We start from the raw sequence: 25,226 nt of genomic DNA, 5'->3' as shown, positions 1-25,226 counted from the left end.
TCTGAGCGAACCGTTAGAGCCTTACGTGCCTGAACAGAGAACTGCTTCTATTCAGTATGAACGGCTCTAGCTGGCAACCTGGTATCGGTCACGGTCGAAGGCGAGCAGCTCGAAAGTCTTCTCGACGGGCTCTGCCGGGCTGAACAGGAAGCCCTGTACCTGATCGCAGCCCTCCTTTTGCAGGCAGGCAAGTTGCTCACGGGTCTCGACGCCTTCGGCAGTGATCTTCATGCCCATACTGGCTCCAAGGCCCATCACAGCACGAATGATTGCAAGGCTGCCCCGGTTGTGCGGAAGGTCGCGCACGAAGGACTGATCGATCTTGATCTTGTCGAACGGCATCTTGCGCAGGTAGCTCAAGCTGGAATAGCCGGTGCCAAAATCATCGAGCGCGATGCTCACTCCCATGGCGCGGAACTGGCGCAACAATGAAATGGCGGCGACATTCGCCTCGAGGAAGACGGATTCAGTGATCTCCAGCTCCAGCCGATTCGGCTTGAGCTTGTTCTGGGTCAAAGCATCGCGAACGATGGACGCTAGGTCGGAATGCCGGAACTGGATCGCCGAGATATTGATTGCAACGTGGATTTCCTGCGGCCACGACACGGCGATACGGCAAGCTTCCTGGATGATCCACTCGCCGAGCGGAATGATATTGCCCGTCTCTTCTGCGATCGGGATAAAGATAGTCGGCGAGATGAAGCCGTGCACCGGATGCTTCCAGCGCAGCAGCGTCTCGAACCCTACCGTCTTGAGTGTCTGTGCCGAAATGATGGGCTGGAAATGGAGGATGAACTCATCCCGTGCGAGAGCGCCACGCAAGTCCATGGCGAGCGCACGTTTGGCTTCGATGCGCGCATCCATTTCCACCTCGTAGAAACGGAAACTGTTGCGGCCCTCATTCTTGGTCCGGTAGAGCGCCAGGTCGGCGCAGCGCATGATGTCGTTGACACTGTCAGTCGGTGCAATTGCAATGCCGACACTGATGTGAATGTTGATCTGGATACCGTCAATCCAGAAGGGTTGTGCGATGCTTTGGACGAGCTGCTCGGCGAGCTCTGTGGCAGCAGTCTGGTCTGCGCCACGCGCCAGAATGGCGAATTCATCGCCGGAAAGGCGGGCAACGACATAGGTCGCGGGTGCTGCGCCGCGCAGGCGGTCCGCCACCTGTTTGAGCAACTGGTCGCCGATGCCATGACCAAAACTGTCATTGACCGTCTTGAACTCATCAAGATCGATGCAAAACACCGCAAAGCTGCGCAGCCCTTTCTCAAGGTCCTTGGTGGCTTGCGAGAGCTGGTCGGTAAACAGCGTACGGTTCGGCAGATCGGTCAGCACATCATAGCGGGCGAGATAGGACAGTTGATCGTCCGACTGCTTCGCGGCAGTCACATCGGAGCCAACGCCGCGGTAGCCGACAAACTGGCCTGCGTTATCGAAGATCGCCTTGCCGGTGAGCGACCACCACCGAGTCTCCCCCTTGATGTTGATGGGCAGGATATGGTTGCGGAATGTCGTCCGGTTCTCGATGGCCTGCCAGATCGAACCAACCTTGACTGCCTCTTCGGCATGAGACTGGTCAATCTTGAACAGTTGCGCAAAAGGCATGCCTTGCAGCTCTTTGGTCGTTTTTGCGGCAATCTGCGCCAGACGCGGTGATGTGTGCTGAAGCTTCAGGTCGGCGTCGGTTTCCCAAATCCAGTCGCTGGCGTTTTCTTCGAAGTCATACAGCAACAGGCTGATAACCTCCTTCTGCTGTTCGACCTTGATCTGGTCCAGCGTGCGCATAACGATAAGATTGCTCATGTGGACGATGGTGAACAGAATGAAGAGCGCATAGAAGGCGAGCAGGATCGCGATGAACAGAAAGAAATCTTCACCGGTCGACGCAAGCGCGAAGAACGAACCCGTAATGATCGTGCCTGAATAGGCGATCGCAGCCAGGGGTACCACTGCCACGCCGATACCGGTTGCCATGAGACCTGCTGCTGTGCATGCGATCAAAAGCCGGTGGTAGGGATCGGCATCGAGAAACAGCATCAGGGGTATGCTGGCAAGGCAGATGCCGTAGAGCGCGGATATGATGATCAAGTATTTGATCGCATCAAAGCCAAGCTCCTTGACCTTGGGCACCGTGTACCATTGCCAGCAGGCGAAAAGGGAGCCCGCTGTCATGAGCGCTACCATTATCGACACACCGGCGAGATAGGGGCGGGGGCCGAGATCCCAGAAAACGAACGCGACGACAAACACAACGCACATAGCTACGAGAACTGTAAAAGGCGCCAGCCTCAGTGCAACGTCCATCTGTTCGGCATAGACACGACGCTTCACTGCCGGGTTGATCGCACCCCGCATACCGAACATCGATCGGATAGCGTCAAAAGTATGGAAATTGGACAATTGCACGCACAGACCTCAGGCAGGTGAGTTCATCTTTGACCCATGTTAGTTTTTTTACGTTCGGCATTGGTTAATATACTTAGCATTTTTTCTATTAGTTACCAATGTCTTTATGTCCCAGTGTCGCACTGTGGTTAAGATGAAATTTTATGACTACAGGGTATTAGTGCAGGAAAATACGCAATATTTCTTTAGACACAAGTATATCTTTAATCTGTACGATAAAATCAAAAGTAATATTTCTAAAGTGATTTTTTTCTATTCAAATGTATTCCGTCGGTCAATCTACTCGATTTGCTACGCAGTCAAGTAAGTAGTTCTTTAGAATTAGCTCTTATCGGCCAAATTTCAAGCGTCCGGAGTCGAAATTTTCCCCTGTATGAAGGGTACAGAGCCGATGTGCTGACCGATGCAGCCGTTTTGGAAAGACATTCCCGCAATTGATACAAATATGAAACCGGCTGCGTGTCGTCGGGCGATAACATTGCGTATCGTCATCTCTGCCGATGCCTTCCGGCCACCCAAGATGTCTCAAACAGAGCTGAAAATGTTGATGCCTGTCGTCAAGGTCTATCGAAACGCGAAGATGGTCTGTATAGACGGCCCTAAAAAGGCAACAGGGCGGACGTGCGAGCTCCGCAAATGAACATGGTAGTTTTGAGAAATACGGCAACGAGTACGCCGCAAGTGCTTCCAGGCAATGACGCGCCCAATCCCATGGTCGTATTCGAAGGCGTTGCCAAGCGCTTTGCGGCAGGGAATACCGGTGCCGAAGTGGTGGCACTGAACGATATAGACCTCGTCGTGCCGCGTGGATCGGTAACCGGGATCATTGGCCGTTCGGGGGCGGGCAAGTCGACTCTAATCCGGCTCGTCAACGGGCTCGAGAAGCCGAGTTCTGGTCGCATCCTCGTTGATGGCGTGGACATCGCCGGATTGGACGAAAAGAATCTACGCCCTGTGCGCCGCTCAATCGGCGTGATCTTCCAGCATTTCAATTTGCTCTCCTCGCGTACTGCCTTCGGCAATGTTGCACTGCCTCTGGAAATTGCCGGCATGGGCACGCAGGACATCGAAAAGCGCGTGGCGCCCTTGCTTGATCTGGTCGGCCTTTCCGAAAAGCGCGACCGTTATCCTTCCGAGCTTTCGGGTGGCCAAAAACAGCGCATCGGCATCGCGCGCGCTTTGGCGACCGAACCAAAGCTGCTGCTCTCCGATGAGGCGACATCGGCGCTGGATCCAGAAACCACGCGCTCGATTCTTGCCCTTCTCCGGAAGATCAACAAGGAGCTCGGTCTGACCGTGCTTCTGATTACCCATGAGATGGAAGTGGTGAAGGTCATCGCCGACCATGTGGCAGTGATCGATGGCGGCCGCATCGTCGAACAAGGCCCGACATTCGATGTGTTCACCGGGCATGTGCACGAAACGACCAAGGCGCTACTCGGTGGCCTCGCAGGCATGCATTTGCCGGAGTTCCTGACCAGCCGGATGTCGCAGCTACCGGAGCCCGGCTCCCGGACCATTCTTCGCGTCATATTCAAGGGCGAAAATGCCACGGAACCGATGTTGGCGCGGCTTGGAAGCGATCTTGGCATCGAGGTCAATATCATGGCCGGTGCAGTCGATGAAATCGCGGGGCGTCCTTTCGGCATGCTGGTGGTTTCCTTACGTTCCAATGAAGCAAAAATTGCCGAGGCGCGGCAGTTCCTTGCCCATCACGGCCTGTCATCGGAGGTGGTCGGCTATGTCCGCTGATATCATCGCTCTCATCGTCAAGGCGACGGGCCAGACGCTGTATATGGTCGCAGTCGCCGGACTGATCGGTTCACTGTTGGGCATTCCCCTCGGCGTGTTTCTGGCGACGAGCGGACGTGGCGAGCTTTTCGCTGCGCCTTGGGTGAACAAGGTGTTTGGCGCCGTCATCAATGCCGCACGTTCGACGCCGTTCATCATTCTGGTCGTTGCGATCATCCCGTTCACCCGGCTCGTTGCCGGCACATCAATAGGAACCACTGCCGCGATAGTGCCATTGACGATTGCGACAATCCCCTTCGTTGCGCGTCTGGTCGAGACAGCAATTCGTGAAGTTGATCCTGGTCTGACGGAAGCAGCGCGCGCAATGGGTGCAAGCCCGATGCAGATCGTCTTCAAGGTGCTGCTTGCCGAGGCGCGGCCCGGAATTACCTCTGCACTGACCCTGACGATCGTCAGCCTGATTGGTTATGCGGCAATGGTTGGCGCGATTGGCGGCGGTGGTCTCGGCGACCTTGGCATCCGCTACGGCTATCAACGCTTCATGCCAGACGTTATGGCCGTCGTCGTTGTGGTGTTGATCGTACTTGTTCAGCTTGTCCAGAGCGCCGGCGACCGGTTGGCGCGGCAATTCGACAAGCGCAGCCGTCCCCGTTGAATTTATTTTAAAAGCAGGAGTATGAAATGTTGAAGAAAATACTTGGTGTAGCAGCCCTGGTTGCGATCCTCGGCGCGACTGGTGCGCTGGCCGAAACAATCAAGATCGGAGTTACACCGGGCGAGCATGCGCAAATTCTCGAAAAGGTCGCGGAAGTCGCCAAGCCAAAGGGCCTCGATATCCAGATCCTCGAGTTCTCGGATTATGTGGTGCCGAACCAGGCACTGAATGACGGTGAGCTCGATGCCAATTCCTTTCAGCACAAGCCTTACCTCGACAATCAGATTGCCGACCGGAAATTTGACATCGTCGATGTGGCCTATACCGTCAATTTTCCGATGGGCGTCTATTCCAAAAAAGTGAAGAGTTTCGACGAGTTAGCGGATGGCGCTACGATTGCGATTCCGAATGATCCGACCAATGGCGGCCGTGCCCTGCTCATTCTCGCCGATAAGGGTGCGATCAAGCTGAGGGACGGTGCTGGCCTGAAGGTCACGCCTGCCGACATCACCGAAAACAAGAAGAACTTCAAGTTCGTTGAACTCGATGCCGCCCAGCTGCCTCGTTCGATCGACGATGTGGATGCCGCGGCGATCAATACGAACTATGCCCTTGAAGCGGGACTTGATCCCATGAACGGCACAATCCTGAAGGAAGGCGAGAAGGCTCCATACGTCAATCTCATCGCTGTCCGTACTGCGGACAAGGACAAGCCTTGGGTAAAGACACTCATTGAATCTTACCATTCGGATCCCGTGAAGCAGTTCATTCTCGACAAATACAAGGGTGCGGCCGTCCCAAGCTGGTAAATGCCGGCAAGCGAACGCCGTCGCAATGCGAGGTGCAAGAAACAGCGGGCGGCGATCGACTAGATTCGCTTGCCGTCCGCACCGAACAGATGCAGTTTTTGTTTCGGGACAATGACGCGCAATTGATCATCGGAGTTCGATGTTGACCGCCCTGGAACGCGCACGACAACCCTTTCTCCGCCGATAATGCCATACACGTAGCTTTCGGCGCCGACCGGCTCCACACCCAAAACCTTGAGATCAAGCGCCAGTCCGCCGATATGCGTATCGGTGCCAGCGGAGACCTCAAGATCTTCTGGACGGAACCCGATCAAAGCTCCCGTCGCTGGAATGGACAGCCCCTCTGCACCGATGCGTGTGCCATCCTTCAAAACCAACCCGGAATGGTCGGCCTTGACCGGCACAAGGTTCATGGGCGGCGCGCCAATGAAGCTCGCGACAAAGGTGCTGGCCGGCTTCTCGTAGATATCGAGCGGTGCGCCGATCTGTTCTACGGAACCGGCGTTCATGACGACAAGGATATCAGCGAGCGTCATAGCCTCAAGCTGGTCATGGGTAACATACACACTGGTCACGCCCAGTTGCCGCTGCAGGTTCTTGATTTCAACGCGCATTTGGCCACGAAGCTTGGCATCGAGATTGGAAAGCGGCTCATCGAAAAGGAACACTTTCGGGCTGCGGACAATGGCACGGCCCATGGCGACGCGCTGACGCTGACCGCCCGAAAGTTCCTTCGGACGACGTTCCAGAAGCTGAGTCAATTCAAGGATTTGAGCTGCATCTTTTACACGTTTGTCGATCTGATCCTTTGGCATGCCACGATTGCGCAGGCCATAGGCCATGTTGTCATAGACCTTCATGTGCGGGTAGAGCGCATAGTTCTGGAATACCATTGCGATGTCCCGCTCGGCAGGTCCGAGCTCATTGACCACCTTGTCGTCGATTTTAACTGTGCCGTCGGTGATCGACTCCAGACCCGCGATCATACGCAGCAAGGTAGACTTTCCGCAGCCAGACGGACCGACCAGCACGCACAGCGCACCATCCTCTATGGCAATGTTGATGCCTTTGACCGCTTCGACGGAGCTACCATAGACCTTGCGAACATTGGTCAATTCTACATTTGCCATATCGGTATCATTTCTCCGTTTCGACCAAACCGCGCACGAACCAGCGTTGCATGAGAACAACAACGAGGATTGGGGGCAGTATGGCGAGAATGCAGGTCACCATCACCAAGTGCCATTCGGTATCGGCATCGGCGAAGGAAATCATCTTGCGTAGACCAATGACGATGGTCGACATGTCGTTGCGGTTCGTCATCAGTAGCGGCCAGAGATACTGCGTCCAGCCATAGATGAAGAGGATTACGAACAAGGCCGCGATGTTGGTCTTGGATAGCGGCAGCAGGATATCCTTGAAGAACCGCCATGGTCCTGCGCCATCGACGCGGGCAGCTTCGACAAGTTCGCCGGGGATGGTCATGAAGAACTGCCGGAACAACAGCGTGGCCGTTGCTGACGCCATGAGCGGCAGGATCAACCCCGTATAGGTATCGATCAGACCAAGGTCGACCATGATCTTGTAGGTTGGCAGGATGCGAACCTCGACCGGCAGCATCAGGGTTATGAAAATGAGCCAAAAGAAGACCATGCGCCCGGGGAAGCGGAAGAAGACGATCGCGTAGGCAGAAAGGATCGAGATACAGATCTTCCCGATGGCAATGCCCAGCGCCATGACCAGCGTGTTGAACAGGAGCCGGTCTACGCCCACACCGCCGATACGGCCTACGCCGCCGAAGAGCGCTGCGGAATAGTTCTCCCAGAAGTGTCCCCCTGGCAGCAATGATAGGGGTGGGCGCAATATTTCCTGGAGCGTTTGCGTCGAGGCGACGAAGGTGTAGTAGATCGGGAAGGCCACGATCAATATACCGATGATCAATATCACATGGGCGATCAGACGGCCGACAGGATTGTTCTGGATCATGATCTATCCTCAGCCGTAGTGCACTTTGCGCTCGACATAGCGGAACTGAATAGCCGTCAAGCCGATAACAATGATCATCAGGATCACCGACTGAGCGGCGGAGTCACCCAGGATGAGGTTGACGAAGCCGTCATTGTAAACCTTGTAGACGAGCGTCTCCGTAGCTTTGCCGGGGCCGCCCCCCGTGACCGCGTGGATGATGCCGAACGTGTCGAAAAAGGCATAGACCGTGTTGACGACCAGCAGAAAGAATGTCGTCGGGGCCAGTAACGGAAAAACGATGGTCCAGAAGCGCTTCGTTTCGCCCGCGCCATCAATGGCGGCCGCTTCGATCAGCGATTTGGGGATCGATTGGAGACCGGCGACGAAGAACAGGAAATTGTAGCTGATCTGCTTCCACGCTGCGGCTGAGACGATCAGCACCATTGCCTGATCACCGTTGAGCAGCGGGTCCCAATTGTAGCCTGCCGAACGGACGAGATGCGCAAGCGTTCCCATAGACGGATTGAACAGGAACAGCCAAAGCATGCCCGCGATGGCCGGTGCGACCGCATAGGGCCAGATCAAAAGCGTTCTGTAGATGCCTTTGCCGCGGATAACCTTATCGGCCATGACGGCTAGCAGAAGGGCAAGCGCCATCGCGATGAGCGCTGTGGCTACAGAGAATATAACCGTAACCTGAAGAGAGTTCAGATAGTTCGGATCTCCGAGCACGCGCCGGAAATTATCCAGACCGACAAATTGCGTCGACAGCCCGAAGGGATCTTCGCGCAAGACGGATTGATAGATCGCCTGCGATGCGGGCCAATAGAAGAATATTGCGGTGATGGCGAGTTGCGGTGCCAGCAGCAGATAGGGCAAAAACTTGTTTGGAAAAGTGACGCGTGTTGACGATGCCATGAATGCCTCGTTTTGAAATAGCCCCGTCCGTAAAATTACGGACGGGGCTGTCATGAAATGAAGATTACTGGCCGATTGCCTGCTTTATCGCAGCGTTGCCACGCTTGACGGCATTATCCAGAGCTTGCTGGGCGGTCTGTTTACCCGAAAGCATGTTTTCGAACTCTTCATTTTGGATGTCGCGAACCTGCGGCAGGTTGACGAGGCGGACACCCTTTGAATTCTCAGTCGGCGCCTTGCCCATCATCTGCTGGATCGGCGTTTCGCGACCGGGATTCTTGCCGTAGAAGCCGGACTTCTTGGTTTCCTCATAGGCGGCCAACGTTACCGGCAAATAGCCCGACACCTGATGCAGGCGCGCCTGAATTTCGGTCTTGGAGAGGAAGTTGAAAAAGGCTGCGACGCCCTTGTATTGCTCTTCGCTCTTGCCCGCAAAAACCCAGAGGCTGGCGCCGCCGGGGATCGTGTTCTGTGGAGCATCCTTGGCCTCAGGGTCATAGGGCAACGGACCTGTTCCGTAGTTCATGCCCGATTTGATCACGTCGCCGAGCCCGCCCGATGAATCGTTGTAGATGCCGCATTCGCCGGATAGGAAGAGCGGTTTGGCTTCGGACGTACGTCCTCCGTAACGGAAAGTACCATCCTTTGCGAGATCGGCGAGTTCCTGGAAATGCTTGACGTAGATTGGCGCATTGATCTTCAGCTCGACATCGACGCCGCCGATACCGTTTTCATTCGACCCCCAGGGCAGGTTGTTCCAGGCGGCGAAGTTTTCGGTGTGAATCCAGGTCAGCCAGGCCGAGGTATATCCGCATTTGGCTGCGCCGCTTGTCTTGATCTTCTTCGCAGCGTCCCAGACTTCCGGCCACGTCTTGGGTGGCTTGTTTTCGTCGAGTCCGGCCTTCTTGAAGATGTCCTTGTTGTAGTAAAGGATCGGCGAGGAGCTGTTATACGGGAAAGACAGCATCGTGCCGTCGGGCTTGGAATAATAGGCGACAATTCCAGGCAAATAGAGGCTCTTGTCAAACTTGGCGCCGCCCATCGAAAGAATGTCGGCGACCGGCTTGATCGCGCCCTCGGCGGCCATCATCACGCCGGTGCCCGCATCAAATACCTGAATGATGTCCGGGGCCTGCTTGGCGCGGAAGGCGGCAATGCCGGCATTCAGCGTTTCGGGATACGTGCCCTTGAACACCGGAACCACCTTGTAGTCGCTTTGGCTTTCGTTGAATTCCTTCGAAAGCGTATTGACGACCTCGTTGTTGGCGCCAGTCATCGCATGCCACCAGCTGATCTCGGTGACGGCGAAAGACGAGGTGGATGAGGCGAGAACAATGCCGAGAGCAAGGCTCAGTGAAGTGCCGCGAAAAGTCATGTGAATCTCCCATACACATAAGGCGTCATCTAGAGCAAATTTTGTTTATTCAGAGCCAGTTCTGTTTCACGTATGGCGAGACAATCCACTAGGAAGGTGGCGAGGCCGATGTTTATCCATCGGACGAAGCCGCCTGACAAAGTGGGTGTCCGCCAGCCGGAAACCCGAAGGGCCGGGTGAATTCGGGCCAAATCCTTCGGGCTTTAGCTTCGTCCGATGGGAAGGCATCGGCCTCGCCAAACCCCTTGGCCTTGTCCACGAATTCCCTCCGGCAGAACGACTCTGAATAGACAAAACTTGCTCTAAGTGCGCTTGAGGGCAGTATCGTCATTATGTGACAGGGAAACAACAGTTTTGTGACTGGAAGCTCATACCTTGGTTCAAGGCTGTGGAAAAAATGCTCAGCTGTTCATTTTGAGGGGCCCGTTAAACAAGCACAACACCGGCCTTACGCATCTTTGCGGTCATGGCAGCAAGCGAACCGCCAAGATCAATCCCGCGACATGCGTCGAGCAGGACCTCCGCAGTAAAGCCGTGCGCGATAGCGTCGAGCGCGGAATATGCGACGCAATAGTCAGTCGCGAGACCTGCGAAAGTCACATTGGTAATGCCGCGCTCGCGCAAATAACCGGCAAGTCCCGTAGGGGTCTTGCGGTCGTTTTCGTAGAAAGTCGAATAGCTGTCGATATGCGGATGAAAACCCTTGCGGACCACCAACTCGGCTTTTGTCCAAACCAGATCCGGATGAAAGTCCGCACCTGAAGATCCCTGGATACAATGATCGGGCCAGAGCACCTGCTCCCCATAGGGCATCATGACTGTTTCGAACGGCGCCTTGCCAGGATACGACGATGCAAAACTTGAGTGCCCGGGTGTGTGCCAGTCCTGGGTGAGGACGACGCGATCAAAACGCTGCATGAGCTTGTTGATGATCGGGACGATTTCATGCCCGCCATCGACTCCTAAAGCCCCGCCAGGACAGAAATCGTTCTGCACATCGACGACGATCAGCGCGTCCTTGGCCATCCCGGTTCTCCAGTAAGGTGAAGGCTCTAGTATGACCAGTCGAACTGTTCCGTCAACGTGCGTAGTGCGAGTCGCCACCGATCCAGACGTGATTGACATCGAGCTTTTCGTCGAGATGCACGATATTGGCGATATAACCCGGCGCAAGGCGCCCGTAATGGTGATCGATACGAATACTCTGGGCAGGGTAGAGCGATGCCATGCGCAGTGCCTCATCGAGAGACAGACCGAGTTCGCGATGCACAAAACGCACTGCGGAGATCATATCGAGATCAGCACCCGCCAGTGTCCCGTCGTCCAGTGTCAAACGTCCACCGGCGCGTGTGATCTTGCGTCCGTTCAACGTGAATGAGGTGATGTCTGTGCCGATGGTGGACATTGCGTCGGTAACGAGAAATATCTTCGCCGGACCCCGCTTGGCACGCAGTGCGATCGCCATTGAGGCTTTGTCGACATGAAAGCCGTCGGCGATTAGTCCCGCGGACAGTTCACCTGATTCAAGCACCGCGCCGACCACGCCGGGACTGCGATGGCCGAGCTGGCTCATCGCATTGAACAGGTGTGTCACCATGGTTGCACCCGCATCCTTGGCTGCCAGCGCCACTTCATAGGATGCGCCGCTGTGACCGAGGCTGACGATCACCCCGGCATCGACCATCGCGCGGATCTTTTCAGCGGATACCGTTTCCGGTGCGACTGTGGTCAGCAGAACCGGCAATTCCTGCACTGCTTCGATGATGGCAAGGAGATCAGCGTCGTCCATCGGCCGGATCAGCTTCGGGTCGTGCGTGCCCTTATGTGTCAAAGACAAATGCGGACCCTCGAGATGCAAGCCGATAAATCCGGCCACTTTCTCTTGTGCCGCGGCCTTGCCTGCGGCGATAGCCGCCGCGGTTATTTCCGGCGTATCAGTGATCAACGTTGGCAGCAGGGCGGTCGTGCCGAAGGCGAAATGCGCATCACATATAGTGCGGATTGCCTCGATGCTTGGGCCGTCGTTGAGGAGTACGCCACCACCCCCATTGACCTGTACATCGATGAAGCCCGGTACAAGCTTACCGCCCTTCAATTCGACCCGCCGAATGTCATCGGGCAAATTCGACAACGGCGTGATACTCTTGATCACATCGCCATCAACAACCAGACCTGAATCGGTGTGCCAGGTTTCGCCGTCGAAAATCTCGGCGCCGGTAAGGGCATAGATAGTGCTCATAGGGTTTCAGTCACTTTTCGTAGGTGCGGCGGTTCATCCGGATTCAATCCACGACTGCGGGCAAAGCTTTCCACGAAAGCATAGAACGAAACAAGCAGTGCCAGTGGATCGGTCAGCGGGTGTGATGTCGCGACGAAGGGCAGGGCTGTAGCATGTGATGGTTTGGACGATGTGAGGAACACCGCAGCGCCCTGGTCGGCCAGGCGATTGGCGGCGTCCACGAGGGAATTTTCGGCTGCGTCGCGCGCGGCGAGCACGAGAATCGGGAAGCCTTCGCCGACAATGGCTTTCGGTCCGTGCATGACTTCAGCAGCACTGAAGGCTTCGGCATGAACCGCGCTTGTTTCCTTGAATTTCAACGCCATTTCGTTGGCGATTGCCAGAGATGGTCCGCGTCCAAGAACGAACAGCGAGTTTTCATCGGTCACTGCGCCTGCGAAGGCTGACCAGTCACAAGCGACGGCCTTGGCGAGCGCGGCTGGAAGATCATCGATCGCGGCAAGCAACTTGTCGTCTTCGGTCCAATGTCCGATCAGCGCGAGACCGGCAACCGCCGAGCTGACGAAAGACTTCGTGGCGGCGACGCTGCGCTCTGGCCCTGCAAGGATATCGATAGCAAAGTCGCTGGCACGCGCGAGGTCAGACTCGATGACATTGGTGATGGCGATGGTCAATGCGCCGCTTTCACGGGCTGCGTTTGTCATGCTGACTATGTCAGGACTCTTGCCAGACTGCGAGATGGATAGGGTCGCAGCAGAGCCAAGTTTGAGCTTCACGCCATAGATCGAGGCGACAGAAGGCCCGAGTGAAGCAACGGGAATACCGGCGGTGAGTTCGCTCGAATATTTCAGGAAGGCACTGACGTGATCCGACGAGCCCCGGGCGATCGATGCAAGAAAGGGCGGGTTTTTCTCGCGCAACTTTGCACCGGCGGCAGCAAGCGTTGCGCGGGAAGCGTCAAGGAACTTTGCTGTCACATCGGGAATTGAGAGTATTTCTTCCCGCATGAGGGTCGTTTTGGTATTCACAGCACTGCTCCTGAAATTTCTGAAGACTCGCCGAGTTTGAGTTCGGCGACAAATTCATAGGCGTCGGCACGGTAGATCGATCGGGTAAACTCGATCACCTTCCCGGATTCGAGGTAGGATATCCGCTCTATATTCAGGCTGGCGGAGCCCGCCGGAACCTGGAGCAGTTTAGCATCATTCTCTTTCAATATGGCCGCAGAAATACGCTGTATCGCCCTGACCGGACGATTGCCGCTCTCAGCCAGTACCGCATAAAGCGATAAAGTGACGAGTTCCGGGTTCGGCAGCACATGAATGGACAGGGCGGCACGTTCGATTGCCATGGGAGTGTCATTGGCCACGCGCAATCGGCTGATCCGCGCCACCTTTTCGCCGGATGACAGGCCCAGCGTCACCATTTCTTCGGGGGAAGGCGCATAGACGCCGCGGTCGAGCCAAGTCGAGCGGACGATCATCCCGCGCCGTGCCATATCTTCAGTAAAGGATGTGAGGTGCGACAAGGATTGCTCGACGCGTGCGGAACGCGGCGCAACAAATGTGCCCGAACCATGCCGCTGGACGAGCAGGCCGTCATTGACGAGACCCTGGACGGCTTTGCGAACAGTTACACGCGAGATCTCTGCCATTGCAGCAAGTTCGCGCTCCGGAGGCAATGCGTCTCCAGGTAAAAGTTTTCCTTCGCGAACAGCATTTTCGATCAACCGCTGCAATTTCACGTAAAGCGGACCACCGACAGCAGAGCTCTCGTTGAGCGAAGGCAGAATGTCGATCAAACCATCACCCATTGCTAACCTCCGCCGATGACGAAGCGAAATTGCGTGCTGCCAGCTGGACTGCGCCTGTCAGAGCGTCATTCAACGGTGCTTGCAGTATTGCCCGATAGCGAGGTGAAAGGCGCGGACCATAAAAAGCACCAAGACCACCCAATAGGGAAAGACGCATAGGGGCTGGAGACATGATGGCGTCGAGCCCTTCCTCGATTTGGCCAATGGTCTTGTCCAAAAGAGCAACGGCGACTGCGTCATCTTTCGAAGCATACTCGAAGACGGTTGGCGCAAACGTGCCGAAATCACTTGGTGTCGCCGAATGGGCGAATTGGACTATCCGATGCGGATTGCCTCCGAACCGTTCCATAACTGCCGTCGTCATTGGCGAGCTAGGATGAAACTTGTCATAGGCGAGCAATGTTTCTTCGAGCAGGTCCCGGCCAAGCCTCGCACCCCCGCCGAGATCGCTAACCTTGAAGCCCCAGCCGCCGGCAAAACGAATGTCATTGCCGAGCCGGGTAACATAGGCGGAACCAGTGCCGAGGATCACCACCGTGCCATCATGATCGCCAAGTGCCCCCTGGAGCGCGATCACGCCATCTGAATAAACAAGCGATTTTTGAAACGGCAGCATAGCTTCCAGCTTTGCACCATTACCGCCGACATTGGCGCCGGCGAGGCCGAGGACCGCGAAGACCGTTTTGCTCTGGCCAGCGTCGATTCCAGCCATTTTGAATGCTGCTTCAGTTGCATCGAGAATGTTCAGACGTGCTGTATTCATGTCGGTCATGATATTGGCCGAACCACTCTTGCCAGTGCCCAGAACATTGCCGCTCAGATCAGCCAATGCCGCCCTGCAACCTGTGCCGCCACCATCAATTCCAAGGAGATAAGTCACGTTCAATCGTCCTCCAGCATTCAGAATACCAATAAAATACCAATAGCCAAGCGTTAATTTGTGTCTCGTCGGGTTTTTCTCAATCTCGTTGAAATTATTGAATAAAAATCCATTGCCCCAAATCATCGTGTAAATTTTTTAAGGAATTGCTGGACAAGTGGTATTTTTTTGGCATTAATTATCGGAACGAGGAGTGAGCAGTGGCACTAACCCGCACCGAGCAGCGCAACGAGAACGCATTGGGACTGGACGAGAAGTCGCCAGAAGATATTTTGCGGTTGCTGCATGAAGCACAGCTTGAGGCTGCAGCTTCGGTTGCGCGCGCCAGGGATTCCATTGCAAAAGCCTCCCTGCTTGCTGCCGACACGCTCGCGTCGGGTGGACGTCTCGCTTATGCCGCCGCGGGCAGTTCGGGCCTGATGGCCATGGCGGATGCGCTGGAATTACCCGGTACTTACGGCATTGCTCCCGACCGCGTCGTCATTCTGTTTGCTGGTGGTGTCGCCAGTCTCAACCGGTTGGCTGGCACTTACGAAGATGATGTGAGCCAAGCCGCGAGAGATATTGCGGCTGCAGGGTTGATGGCCGGTGACTGCCTGATTGCAATTTCCGCTAGCGGCACAACGCCCTATGCACTCGCCGCAATCGACGAAGCGAAGAAGCGCGGACTCAAGATCGTCTCGATTGCCAATAATCCCGACGTTCCGATGTTTGAAAAGGCGGACGTAGCGATTGCGCTGGAAACACCGGCGGAAATGGTGGCGGGCTCAACACGAATGGGGGCAGGCACCGCGCAGAAAATCGCGCTCAATCTGTTGTCCACTTTGATGGCCATCCGGCTCGGGCACGTGCATGACGGGTACATGGTCAATCTCGTCGCGGACAATATCAAACTGCGCGAGCGCGCAGCGCGCATCGTATCGGCGATCAGCGCTTGCGATGTGGACGACGCAGCAAAATTGCTCGAAGCCAGTGGCGGCTCGGTCAAGTCAGCGATCCTGCTCGCCGCTGGAGCAACGAGCGCTGAAAATGCATCAGACCTTCTCGAAAGCAATCAACAGAGGCTTCGCCCGGCGCTTTCGGAACTCAAAGAGAGTCATGGTTCTCGCTAGGAACCGGGGCTCTCATTAACGGCACTGCTCAAAAGGGTGCAACAGGAGACTAAAATGGGAAGCACGACTTTAAAAACATTACTTATGGCGACAAGCATTCTGGCTACGGCCGGTTTTGCCCATGCCGCCGATACCACGCTGACGCTCGAAAGCTGGCGTACCGACGATCTGGCCGTCTGGCAGGAAAAGCTTATTCCAGCTTTCGAAGCCAAGAACCCCGGCATCAAGGTGAAGTTCGCTCCGACGCCTCCGACGGAATATGATGCTGCGCTTGGTGCACGCTTCGATGCGGGCAGTGCCGGCGACATTATTACCTGCCGTCCTTTCGACAAATCGCTGGAGCAGTTCAAGCGCGGCAATCTGGCGAGCCTGAATGATCTTCCGGGCATGAAGAACTTCTCGGATGTAGCAAAGTCCGCCTGGACGACCGACGATGGCAAGGACACGTTCTGCGTGCCAATGGCTTCGGTTATCCACGGCTTCATCTACAACAAGGATGCCTTTGACAAGCTCGGTATTGCTATTCCCACCACGGAAGCCGAGTTTTTCGCCGCGCTCGACAAGATCAAGGCTGACGGAACCTATATTCCGATGGCCATGGGTACAAAGGATCTCTGGGAAGCCGCGACTATGGGTTACCAGAATATCGGACCGACCTACTGGAAAGGCGAAGAAGGCCGCGCCAAGCTGATCAAGGGCGAAGAGAAGCTGACCGACGCTGATTGGGTCGAACCCTACAAGGTTCTTCTCAAGTGGAGGGATTATCTCGGCGATGGTTTTGAAGCCCAGACCTATCCGGACAGCCAAAATCTCTTCACTCTCGGACGTGCTGCGATTTATCCAGCCGGTTCGTGGGAAATCGGTCTGTTCAATACCCAGGCTCAGTTCAAGATGGGAGCATTCCCGCCACCTGTGAAAAATGCCGGTGACGCCTGCTACATTTCCGACCACAACGACATCGGCGTCGGTCTCAATGCCAAGAGCGCCCATGCAGAAGAAGCCAAGAAGTTCCTGGACTGGGTTGCTTCGCCGGAATTTGCAGAGATCTACGCCAACGCGCTGCCGGGTTTCTTCAGCCTGAACTCAACACCGGTGAAGATGCAGGATCCGCTGGCGCAGGAATTCGTTTCATGGCGCGAGAAGTGCAAGCCGACGATCCGTTCGACCTATCAGATCCTGTCGCGCGGTACGCCAAACCTTGAGAACGAAACGTGGGTTGAATCGGCCAACGTCATCAACGGCACCGACACGCCAGAAGCTGCAGCCAAGAAGCTGCAGGATGGTCTCGACAGCTGGTACAAGCCTGCCAAGTAAGTGATCGATAGCCGGGACGTTCTCGTGATCGTCCCGGCTATTTCTTTATCCGGGCGCAAGGCACGCCGTTGCGCTATCATTGCTAAAAACGGCAGTCGTGCGCCGCGTTATGCACGACCAAAAAATCAAAAGCAGGGGTCCCGGATTTAATGACTACAGTCGCAGAAGTATCGATCGATCGAGCTGAGGACAGACACCGTCGGCGCTGGCACATTCTGGTGTTTTTGGCCCCCGCCTTGCTCGTCTATACGGCTGTGATGATCCTGCCGCTCATCGAAACGTTGCGGCTTTCCCTGTTCAACGTCAAAGACAACCAGAGCTTCTTCGTCGGCTTCGGCAATTTCCAGGTGCTTTTCGGCGATCCGCGTTGGGCCGCCAGTTTCTGGAATGCGCTCCGTAACAACTTCGTTTTCTTCCTGATCCATATGCTGGTGCAGAACCCCATCGGTGTGGCGCTTGCCGCGTTGCTGTCCGTGCCGAAGCTGCGCTTTGGTGCTTTCTATCGCACGGCGATGTTCCTGCCGACGCTTCTATCCTTCGTGATCGTTGGCTTTATCTGGAAGCTCATCCTGTCGCCAATATGGGGCGTTTCGCCTTTCCTGCTCGATCTGGTCGGGTTGAAATCTCTCTTTTCGCCATGGCTCGGTAAGCCGGGTAGTGCGCTGATTGCCGTGTCGCTGATCTCAGTCTGGCAATATGTCGGCATCCCGATGATGCTGATCTATGCGGCAATGCTCAACATTCCCGAAGAAGTTCTTGAGGCGGCCGAATGCGATGGCGTGACCGGATGGAGCCAGTTCTGGAAGATCAAGCTGCCGCTGATCCTACCATCCATCGGCATCATTTCCATTCTGACTTTCGTCGGTAATTTCAACGCGTTCGATCTGGTTTATACGGTGCAGGGGGCACTCGCGGGTCCGGACGGCGCGACGGATATTCTAGGTACCTTGCTCTACCGGACCTTCTTCGGTTTCCAGTTGCAGATTGGTGATAAATCTATGGGTGCGACCATCGCGACAGTGATGTTCCTCATCATCCTGTCAGGCGTCTGCCTCTACCTTTTTGCCATCCAGCGGCGTATGCGCCGCTACCAGTTCTAGGAGCAGCGATCCATGGCAAAGCCAACAGCATCGCCCGTCCGCACCGGTCTCGTCCATCTGGCGCTCATCATCTATACGCTGATCGCGTTGTTTCCGGTGTTCCTGACCGTCATCAATTCCTTCAAGGACCGGAGCTCGATCTTCCGTGATCCACTGGGTCTGCCAACACCATCGACATTCAGCCTCATCGGCTATCAGACGGTTCTTGGACAGGGTGATTTCGTTCTTTATTTCCAGAACAGCTTCATTGTCACCGGTGTCTCTATTTTCTTCGTCCTGCTATTCGGAGCAATGGCGGCCTTTGCACTGTCGGAATACCGCTTCCGCGGCAATACGCTGATGGGACTCTACCTCGCGCTCGGCATCATGATCCCGATCCGTTTGGGAACCGTTGCTATCTTGCAGGGCATGGTCGCGGCGGGATTGGTCAACACGCTCACCGCGCTCATCCTTGTTTACACCGCTCAGGGTCTGCCGCTCGCGGTTTTCATTCTCACCGAATTCATGCAGACCGTTTCGGATGATCTGAAGAACGCCGGACGTATCGATGGCCTGTCGGAGTATTCGATCTTCTTTCGCTTGGTGCTGCCGCTTGTGCGGCCGGCGATGGCGACAGTTGCCGTCTTTACGATGATCCCGATCTGGAATGATCTGTGGTTTCCGCTCATCCTTGCGCCGAGTGACGCCACCAAGACCGTGACGCTCGGTAGCCAAGTGTTTATTGGCCAGTTCGTGACCAACTGGAACGCAGTGCTCGCGGCGCTGACGCTGGCGATCGTTCCGGTCCTCGTTCTCTATCTTATCTTCTCGCGGCAGTTGATCCGCGGCATCACTTCGGGAGCGGTCAAATGATGGCTCAAAAGCCAGTTCGGGTTCTTGTGGCGGGGCTCGGCAATATGGGCCGCAGCCATGCGCTCGCCTATCACCATAATCCCGGTTTCGAGATCGTCGGGCTGGTCAATCGCTCTGTCGTGCCCCTGCCGGAAGAACTCGGCGCCTACACGATCCATCCCTCCTTCAACGAGGCACTCGCCGAGTTGAAGCCTGACCTCGTTTCCATCAATACGTATTCCGACAGTCATGCAGACTATGCGGTTGCTGCCATGGAAGCGGGCGCGGATGTCTTCGTCGAAAAGCCGTTAGCTACGACGGTGGCCGATGCCGAGCGGGTCGTTGCTGCCGCCAGGAAGCACGGCCGCAAACTTGTGGTCGGTTACATTCTTCGGCACCATCCGTCGTGGATGCGGCTTATCGAAGAGGCCCGCAAGCTCGGCGGTCCTTACGTTTTCCGCATGAACCTGAACCAGCAATCGAGCGGTCAGACATGGGAAACGCACAAATCGCTGATGAAGACCACATCGCCGATCGTCGATTGTGGCGTTCATTATCTCGATGTGATGCTGCAGATCACCGACGCCAAGCCGGTTCAGGTGCGCGGCATGGGCGTACGTCTCACCGATGAGATCGATCCGGCCATGTATAACTACGGACACCTGCAAGTGCTGTTCGATGACAATACCGTTGGCTGGTATGAGGCCGGATGGGGCCCGATGATGTCTGAGACGGCCTTTTTCGTTAAAGATGTGATTTCGCCAAATGGTTGCGTTTCCATCGTCATGGACCAAAACGCCAAATCGGATGACATCGACTCTCACACCAAAACGTCGACTATTCGTCTGCACTCGGCAAAGCTTGGACCGGATGGCCGCTTCGCAAAGCCCGACGAGCTTTTGAGTATGGCTGGCGAACCTGGACATCAGGAGCTCTGCGATCTGGAGCAGGCGTTTGTCCTCAAGGCTATCCGCGAAGATCTCGACCTCGACCGCCACATGCAGGACGCCGTGCGTTCGCTCAGCGTCTGCCTGGCAGCAGATGAAAGCGTGCGGACGGGTCAACCAGTTAATCTATGAATTTGAATCAAGAAACGGGAACAAGACATTGGGTTCTTTGAAGATTGAAAATATCCGCAAGTCCTTCGGTCAGGTCGATGTGCTCAAAGGCATCGACCTTGAGGTCAAGGATGGCGAGTTCGTGATTTTTGTCGGACCCTCCGGTTGCGGCAAATCCACACTGCTGCGGGTGATCGCGGGACTCGAGGATGCAACATCAGGCGATATCCTGATCGACGGGAAAAAGGTCAACAACACGCCGCCTGCGAAACGCGGCATTGCCATGGTTTTCCAGACCTATGCGCTCTACCCGCACCTTTCCGTTCGTGACAACATGGGCCTCGGCTTGAAGCAGGCAGGTAAGCCATCAGACGAAATCAAGGAGCGCATCGGGATCGCCTCGAACATGCTGTCGCTCGGTGATTACCTCGAACGCCGCCCGGCGGAACTGTCCGGTGGCCAGCGCCAGCGTGTCGCCATTGGCCGCGCCATCGTTCGCGAACCGCAATTGTTTCTTTTCGACGAACCGCTCTCGAATCTCGACGCTGCGCTACGTGTCAACACGCGTATCGAGATCGCGCGTCTGCACCGGCAACTCAAGGCAACCATGATCTATGTGACACATGATCAGGTCGAGGCGATGACACTTGCCGACAAGATTGTAGTGTTGAACCGGGGCAAGATTGAACAGGTTGGCTCACCGATGGAGCTCTACAATTCCCCGCAGACAGTCTTTGTTGCCGGTTTTATCGGGTCACCGCAAATGAACCTGATCGACGCAAGCAAGCTCGGCCAGAGCGGCGCGAAGACTATCGGCATTCGTCCAGAGCACATTCAGGTCAGCAAAACATCGGGCGAATGGAAAGGCTCGGTGATCCATGTCGAACATCTTGGCGCGGATACAATCATTTACCTCCAGACTGATTTCGGCCCACTGACCGTTCGCCTGTTTGGCGAGCACAATTACGATGTGGACGGCGTGCTCTATGCCACTCCGGATGCCGGCCGGACCTACCGGTTCGATAATGATGGAAAGATCATCAAGGGGTAAGGCGCGCCGTCCACTACTGTGGCAAATGGCCCTCTTCGTCGGGTGATCTGCGACACCGCGAGCCAATTCATGTCATGACATCACCATGCGTATGGGGCATAGTCCGGCGCGCGTGGAGTCGCCTCCCGCTTCAATAATGTATGGACAAGAGCAGGACGAATACCATGAGCTGGACACCGGACTCCAAGCGCTACGACACCATGAAATACAACCGTTGCGGCAGGAGCGGACTCAAGCTGCCGGCCATCTCTCTTGGGCTTTGGCACAATTTTGGCAACGACACCCCGCACAACGTCAAGCAGGCGATCTGCCGTCAAGCATTTGACCTCGGCATCACGCATTTCGATCTTGCCAATAATTATGGTCCGCCTCCCGGTTCTGCGGAAGAAGCATTTGGTGACATTTTACGCAATGACTTCAAGGGTTATCGCGATGAGCTGATTATTTCGTCCAAAGCGGGCTACAACATGTGGCCCGGGCCTTATGGCGAATGGGGCAGCCGCAAATATGTTATCGCCAGTTGTGATCAGAGCTTGAAGCGGCTGGGCCTCGACTATGTCGACATTTTCTATTCGCATCGTTTTGATCCCGATACGCCGCTCGAAGAAACGATGATGGCGCTGGATCAAATCGTGCGGTCCGGCCGGGCCCAGTATATCGGCATTTCATCCTACAACTCCCATCGGACGCGCGAGGCGGCAGCTATTCTCGAAGAGCTTGGCACGCCATGCCTTATCCATCAGCCAAGTTATTCGATGATCAATCGCTGGATCGAGGAAGACGGGTTGATCGATGCGCTGGAAGATCTCGGCATCGGCTCCATCGTATTCTCGCCATTGGCGCAAGGAATGCTGACCGACAAATATCTCAAGGGTGTGCCCGAAGAGAGCCGTGCGGCACAGGGCAAGTCGCTCAATCCGGATTTCCTCAACGAGCGTAACATCGACAATATTCGTGCACTCAATGAGATCGCTTCCAAACGCGGCCAGACACTCGCGCAGATGGCAATCGCGTGGGTTTTGAGGAAGGGTCGCATCACCACCGCGCTGATTGGTGCCAGCAAGCCACAGCAGGTGATCGATTGCGTCAAGTCGCTCGAAAATCTCGCGTTCACTGATGCCGAGCTTGCCGAGATCGATAGCTATGCAACTGATGCGAACGTCAATCTTTGGGCTGCCTCGGCTGAACGCAAGGGGCCGCAGCGCAAGTAAAGCACCCTCAAAGCAACCTTGAAATTGGCATGGCGGGGCGAATATGCGAAACCTCCCGCTAAGATAACGATTGGACAGTTCAATGAAGATTGCGATGATCGGGACCGGGTATGTCGGTCTGGTATCTGGTGTCTGCTTTGCCGAATTCGGCTTTCAGGTTACCTGTGTTGATAAAAACCCGGTGATTATCGACCGGTTGCGGGCTGGCGAGGTTACGATCTACGAACCAGGCCTCGATGAGCTGCTGGTGCGCAACGCGCGCGACGGGCGCCTGACATTCACGACTGAACTCGCCGAGACCGTCGCCGATGCCGACGTTATCTTCGTTGCTGTCGGTACACCCTCACGGCGCGGCGATGGTGAAGCCGACCTGCAATATATCCACGCGGCTGCCGATGAAATCGCTGCAGCGATGAAGCCCAATGCTGTCATCGTCATCAAGTCCACCGTGGTCGTGGGCACCAACGCCGATGTGCGTGCCCGTATCGCCAGGGCACGGCCCGACGTGCCGTTCTCCATGGTCTCCAATCCGGAGTTTCTGCGCGAAGGCTCGGCCGTCGAAGATTTCCTGCGGCCAGACCGTGTGGTGGTCGGCGTTCATGATGATGCCGGTGCAGCGGCCATGAAGCGCGTCTATCGTCCGCTCTATCTGCGCGAAACGCCGATGATCGTCACGACCCTGGAAAATGCCGAGATCATCAAATATGCCGCCAACGCCTTCCTGGCCATGAAGGTCACCTTCATCAACGAGGTGGCTGACCTTTGCGAAAAGGCTGGAGGGAATGTACAAGACGTGGCGCGGGCCATCGGCATGGACAACCGCATTGGATCGAAATTCCTGCATGCGGGGCCGGGATTTGGCGGGTCGTGTTTCCCGAAGGATACACGCGCCTATGCGGCGACCGGACGCAAGATGGATGCGCCTCAAACTCTTATCGAGCAGGTCGTCAGTGTCAATGAACAGCGCAAGCGTTCCATGGCCGAGCGGGTAATCGAAGCAGCAAGGCGGACCGGGGCGAAATCCGTTGCTGTGCTTGGCATCGCCTTCAAGCCCAACACGGACGACATTCGCGAGTCGCCGGCGCTCGATATTATTCCAGCCCTGCAGAAGGCGGGTTTGAGTGTGCGAGCGCACGATCCTGAGGCACGCGAGGCCGCAGAGTCTGTCCTGCACGATGTCACCTGGTGCAAGTCTGCCTACGAAGCTGTCGACGGGGCAGGGATCACATTGTTGCTGACCGAATGGAATGCCTATCGTGCGCTCGACCTCAAGCGGGTCTCTACACTTATGAGCGGCAGACTCCTGTTCGATCTGCGCAATGTCTTCAATGCGCAAGACCTTGAAGGCTCTGGCCTGGAATACCACTCTGTCGGACGACCCCTGGTGGGGAAGAGCGCCAATACCTGACGGAAATTCAGAGGGAAGCTCCGTGCACCAGCTGAACGGCTTTCGCTATGTGGATGGTGGCAACCAGACTAGTGCTGCCGCCCCGCTGCTTCTCATGCACGGTAGCAGCGGTAACGAGAACGACCTGATTCCGCTTTCCGAAAACATAGCTCCCAATAGACGCTATGTTTCCTTGCGAGGGGCAGTCGAGTGGGGGACCGGCTATGCCTTTTTCAAAAGGAACGACGACAGGAGCCTCGACTACGTTGATCTGAACTGTCAAACGTTCCGCTTGTGCGAATTCTTGGCTTCAGCCTTGGAAACGGGCGTCCTGAAATCCAAGCCCATTCTTCTAGGTTTCTCCAATGGTGCGATCACTGCAGCGTCGATCCTCTTTCAGGCACCGTTTCTTGTAGCAGGCGCAATTTTAATACGACCACTTTCGCCCGCACCTGACAGAGATTTCCCTGAACTCGCGGGTCTTCCTGTGTTCATTGGCGCGGGCGAAAAAGACACACGGCGCTCTCCGGACGATGTGAAGTTGATGACAGCCCAGCTAGAAAAATGCGGCGCTGATGTCACCACTCATGTGCTTCTCTCTGGTCATGGTTTGCATGACGACGAACCAAAATTGATCAAAGATTGGCTTCAGGCAAAGTTTCTCCTTGTCGCTGACTAGCTAACCGTCCTGCAATTCCAATGGAAATGGCGTTCGCTCCCAAATTTTTTCGATCTTGTAGGTTTTAACGGTGATCGCCTCCCATTCGCGGAGAATTCGAGCGATTTCAACTCGATCTCCAGCCAAGAGCGCCGGATAGAACTCCGGCGAAAGCCGATCCACATGCTCAGCTACCGACCTATTTTTCTGCAACAAGCTCAGTGCAATATCGAATTCCCCTTTCATGGCTGGTATCAATACCTCGAAAAGTTCAATCGTGGTTGAGCTGACCTCTGGCACCGACATGGCAGAGAGATAGGCAAAATAATCATCCAGACTTGCAATGGCATAGAGTGCCGGCAGAGCGCCCTCGATTATGTCCAGCATTTGCGCGATTATGTCTGGCTTGTTCATCGTCCAGCCGTACTTTCTGATGTACTCGCCATAGTTGGCTTGCCTGAACCGCATGCCCCAGCCAGGAGACTTGATTTCCGCTTTGGGGGCGAGCAAACGTACTGAAACTTGGGGAATGAAAACGCTTGGGTCCAAGGAGCTATCAATATGAACACCGCGCAATACGTGCTGCACGGGCTTGATGAAGACGAATCGTCCCGTGGAGATCAGATCGTTTCGCCGCTGAATGAGCGGGCGCACTGCATCACGTACGTCTTTGATGGTGGTCATGA

The 25,226-nt window shown here is 55.7% G+C and carries 23 protein-coding genes; 12 read left to right on the top strand and 11 right to left on the bottom strand.

Features of this window, described 5'->3' with window-relative positions; genetic code table 11:
* Positions 1–66: 66 nt before the first annotated feature.
* Positions 67–2,409, bottom strand: coding sequence for a putative bifunctional diguanylate cyclase/phosphodiesterase (locus FHS21_RS25960; RefSeq protein WP_112531769.1), 2,343 nt, complete (start codon positions 2,407–2,409; stop codon positions 67–69).
* A 711-nt stretch (positions 2,410–3,120) separates the two neighbouring features.
* Here FHS21_RS25960 and FHS21_RS25955 point away from each other — a divergent pair.
* Genes FHS21_RS25955 through FHS21_RS25945 form a run of 3 tightly spaced genes read left to right on the top strand, consistent with a single transcriptional unit; the run spans position 3,121 to position 5,625 of the window.
* Positions 3,121–4,161: a methionine ABC transporter ATP-binding protein gene (locus FHS21_RS25955; RefSeq protein ID WP_183664826.1), complete on the top strand. Its 1,041-nt coding sequence runs from the start codon at positions 3,121–3,123 to the stop codon at positions 4,159–4,161.
* Positions 4,151–4,816: a methionine ABC transporter permease gene (locus tag FHS21_RS25950; RefSeq protein ID WP_112531771.1), complete on the top strand. Its 666-nt coding sequence runs from the start codon at positions 4,151–4,153 to the stop codon at positions 4,814–4,816. Before FHS21_RS25955 ends, FHS21_RS25950 begins: the two co-directional genes overlap by 11 nt.
* Before the next feature lie 29 nt (positions 4,817–4,845).
* Positions 4,846–5,625, top strand: coding sequence for a MetQ/NlpA family ABC transporter substrate-binding protein (locus FHS21_RS25945; protein WP_112531819.1), 780 nt, complete (start codon positions 4,846–4,848; stop codon positions 5,623–5,625).
* Positions 5,626–5,684: 59 nt separating this feature from the next.
* Here FHS21_RS25945 and FHS21_RS25940 read toward each other — a convergent pair whose 3' ends face one another.
* The 9 genes from FHS21_RS25940 to FHS21_RS25900 all read right to left on the bottom strand — a co-directional run bounded on the left by FHS21_RS25940 (position 5,685) and on the right by FHS21_RS25900 (position 14,818).
* Entirely contained in the window at positions 5,685–6,755 is a 1,071-nt protein-coding gene (locus tag FHS21_RS25940; RefSeq protein WP_112531772.1) for a sn-glycerol-3-phosphate import ATP-binding protein UgpC, read from the bottom strand.
* A 7-nt stretch (positions 6,756–6,762) separates the two neighbouring features.
* Positions 6,763–7,611, bottom strand: a complete 849-nt coding sequence (gene ugpE, locus FHS21_RS25935; RefSeq protein ID WP_112531773.1) for a sn-glycerol-3-phosphate ABC transporter permease UgpE — start codon at positions 7,609–7,611, stop codon at positions 6,763–6,765.
* Between the two features lie 9 nt (positions 7,612–7,620).
* On the bottom strand, positions 7,621–8,511 hold the full coding sequence (ugpA, locus tag FHS21_RS25930; RefSeq protein WP_112531774.1) for a sn-glycerol-3-phosphate ABC transporter permease UgpA: 891 nt from the start codon (positions 8,509–8,511) through the stop codon (positions 7,621–7,623).
* Between the two features lie 64 nt (positions 8,512–8,575).
* Positions 8,576–9,886: a sn-glycerol-3-phosphate ABC transporter substrate-binding protein UgpB gene (gene ugpB, locus FHS21_RS25925; protein WP_112531775.1), complete on the bottom strand. Its 1,311-nt coding sequence runs from the start codon at positions 9,884–9,886 to the stop codon at positions 8,576–8,578.
* Positions 9,887–10,312: 426 nt separating this feature from the next.
* Positions 10,313–10,912, bottom strand: a complete 600-nt coding sequence (gene pncA / locus FHS21_RS25920) for a bifunctional nicotinamidase/pyrazinamidase (protein ID WP_112531776.1) — start codon at positions 10,910–10,912, stop codon at positions 10,313–10,315.
* 52 nt (positions 10,913–10,964) lie between these two features.
* Positions 10,965–12,125 carry an N-acetylglucosamine-6-phosphate deacetylase gene (nagA, locus tag FHS21_RS25915; protein ID WP_112531777.1) on the bottom strand — a complete coding sequence of 387 codons (1,161 nt, stop codon included), beginning with the start codon at positions 12,123–12,125 and terminating at the stop codon, positions 10,965–10,967.
* On the bottom strand, positions 12,122–13,132 hold the full coding sequence (locus FHS21_RS25910; RefSeq protein ID WP_112531820.1) for an SIS domain-containing protein: 1,011 nt from the start codon (positions 13,130–13,132) through the stop codon (positions 12,122–12,124). Before FHS21_RS25910 ends, nagA begins: the two co-directional genes overlap by 4 nt.
* A gap of 17 nt (positions 13,133–13,149) precedes the next feature.
* Entirely contained in the window at positions 13,150–13,938 is a 789-nt protein-coding gene (locus tag FHS21_RS25905) for a GntR family transcriptional regulator (RefSeq protein ID WP_112531778.1), read from the bottom strand.
* Positions 13,931–14,818 (bottom strand): glucosamine kinase nucleotide-binding domain-containing protein, encoded by an 888-nt coding sequence (locus tag FHS21_RS25900; RefSeq protein WP_112531821.1) that lies wholly within the window; start codon positions 14,816–14,818, stop codon positions 13,931–13,933. The genes FHS21_RS25905 and FHS21_RS25900 overlap by 8 nt, the downstream gene beginning before the upstream one ends.
* A gap of 200 nt (positions 14,819–15,018) precedes the next feature.
* Between FHS21_RS25900 and FHS21_RS25895 the strand changes: the two genes are divergently transcribed.
* From FHS21_RS25895 to FHS21_RS25855, 9 genes are all read left to right on the top strand, one after another.
* Complete coding sequence (locus FHS21_RS25895) at positions 15,019–15,930, top strand: N-acetylmuramic acid 6-phosphate etherase (protein ID WP_112531779.1); 912 nt, start codon at positions 15,019–15,021, stop codon at positions 15,928–15,930.
* Positions 15,931–15,984: 54 nt separating this feature from the next.
* Positions 15,985–17,244 carry an ABC transporter substrate-binding protein gene (locus FHS21_RS25890; protein ID WP_112531780.1) on the top strand — a complete coding sequence of 420 codons (1,260 nt, stop codon included), beginning with the start codon at positions 15,985–15,987 and terminating at the stop codon, positions 17,242–17,244.
* Between the two features lie 149 nt (positions 17,245–17,393).
* A complete protein-coding gene (locus FHS21_RS25885) occupies positions 17,394–18,344 on the top strand; it encodes a carbohydrate ABC transporter permease (protein WP_112531781.1) in 951 nt (316 codons plus the stop codon).
* 12 nt (positions 18,345–18,356) lie between these two features.
* Positions 18,357–19,196, top strand: coding sequence for a carbohydrate ABC transporter permease (locus FHS21_RS25880; protein WP_112531782.1), 840 nt, complete (start codon positions 18,357–18,359; stop codon positions 19,194–19,196).
* The gene (locus FHS21_RS25875; protein ID WP_183664824.1) at positions 19,196–20,254 is read left to right on the top strand and encodes a Gfo/Idh/MocA family protein; all 1,059 of its coding nucleotides are present in this window, start codon (positions 19,196–19,198) and stop codon (positions 20,252–20,254) included. The genes FHS21_RS25880 and FHS21_RS25875 overlap by 1 nt, the downstream gene beginning before the upstream one ends.
* A gap of 28 nt (positions 20,255–20,282) precedes the next feature.
* Positions 20,283–21,284, top strand: coding sequence for an ABC transporter ATP-binding protein (locus tag FHS21_RS25870; RefSeq protein WP_112531784.1), 1,002 nt, complete (start codon positions 20,283–20,285; stop codon positions 21,282–21,284).
* Positions 21,285–21,448: 164 nt separating this feature from the next.
* A complete protein-coding gene (gene mgrA, locus FHS21_RS25865) occupies positions 21,449–22,495 on the top strand; it encodes an L-glyceraldehyde 3-phosphate reductase (protein WP_112531785.1) in 1,047 nt (348 codons plus the stop codon).
* Positions 22,496–22,577: 82 nt separating this feature from the next.
* Positions 22,578–23,903, top strand: coding sequence for a UDP-glucose dehydrogenase family protein (locus FHS21_RS25860; RefSeq protein ID WP_112531786.1), 1,326 nt, complete (start codon positions 22,578–22,580; stop codon positions 23,901–23,903).
* Positions 23,904–23,925: 22 nt separating this feature from the next.
* A complete protein-coding gene (locus tag FHS21_RS25855) occupies positions 23,926–24,561 on the top strand; it encodes an alpha/beta hydrolase (protein ID WP_183664815.1) in 636 nt (211 codons plus the stop codon).
* Here the strand turns inward: FHS21_RS25855 and FHS21_RS25850 are convergent, their stop codons facing one another.
* Positions 24,562–25,224 carry a hypothetical protein gene (locus FHS21_RS25850; RefSeq protein ID WP_112531788.1) on the bottom strand — a complete coding sequence of 221 codons (663 nt, stop codon included), beginning with the start codon at positions 25,222–25,224 and terminating at the stop codon, positions 24,562–24,564.
* Positions 25,225–25,226 lie beyond the last annotated feature (2 nt).

Origin of the sequence: Phyllobacterium trifolii (assembly GCF_014192095.1) — a bacterium.
Taxonomy (GTDB): domain Bacteria; phylum Pseudomonadota; class Alphaproteobacteria; order Rhizobiales; family Rhizobiaceae; genus Phyllobacterium; species Phyllobacterium trifolii.
This window is presented reverse-complemented; position numbering and strand designations above follow the sequence as displayed.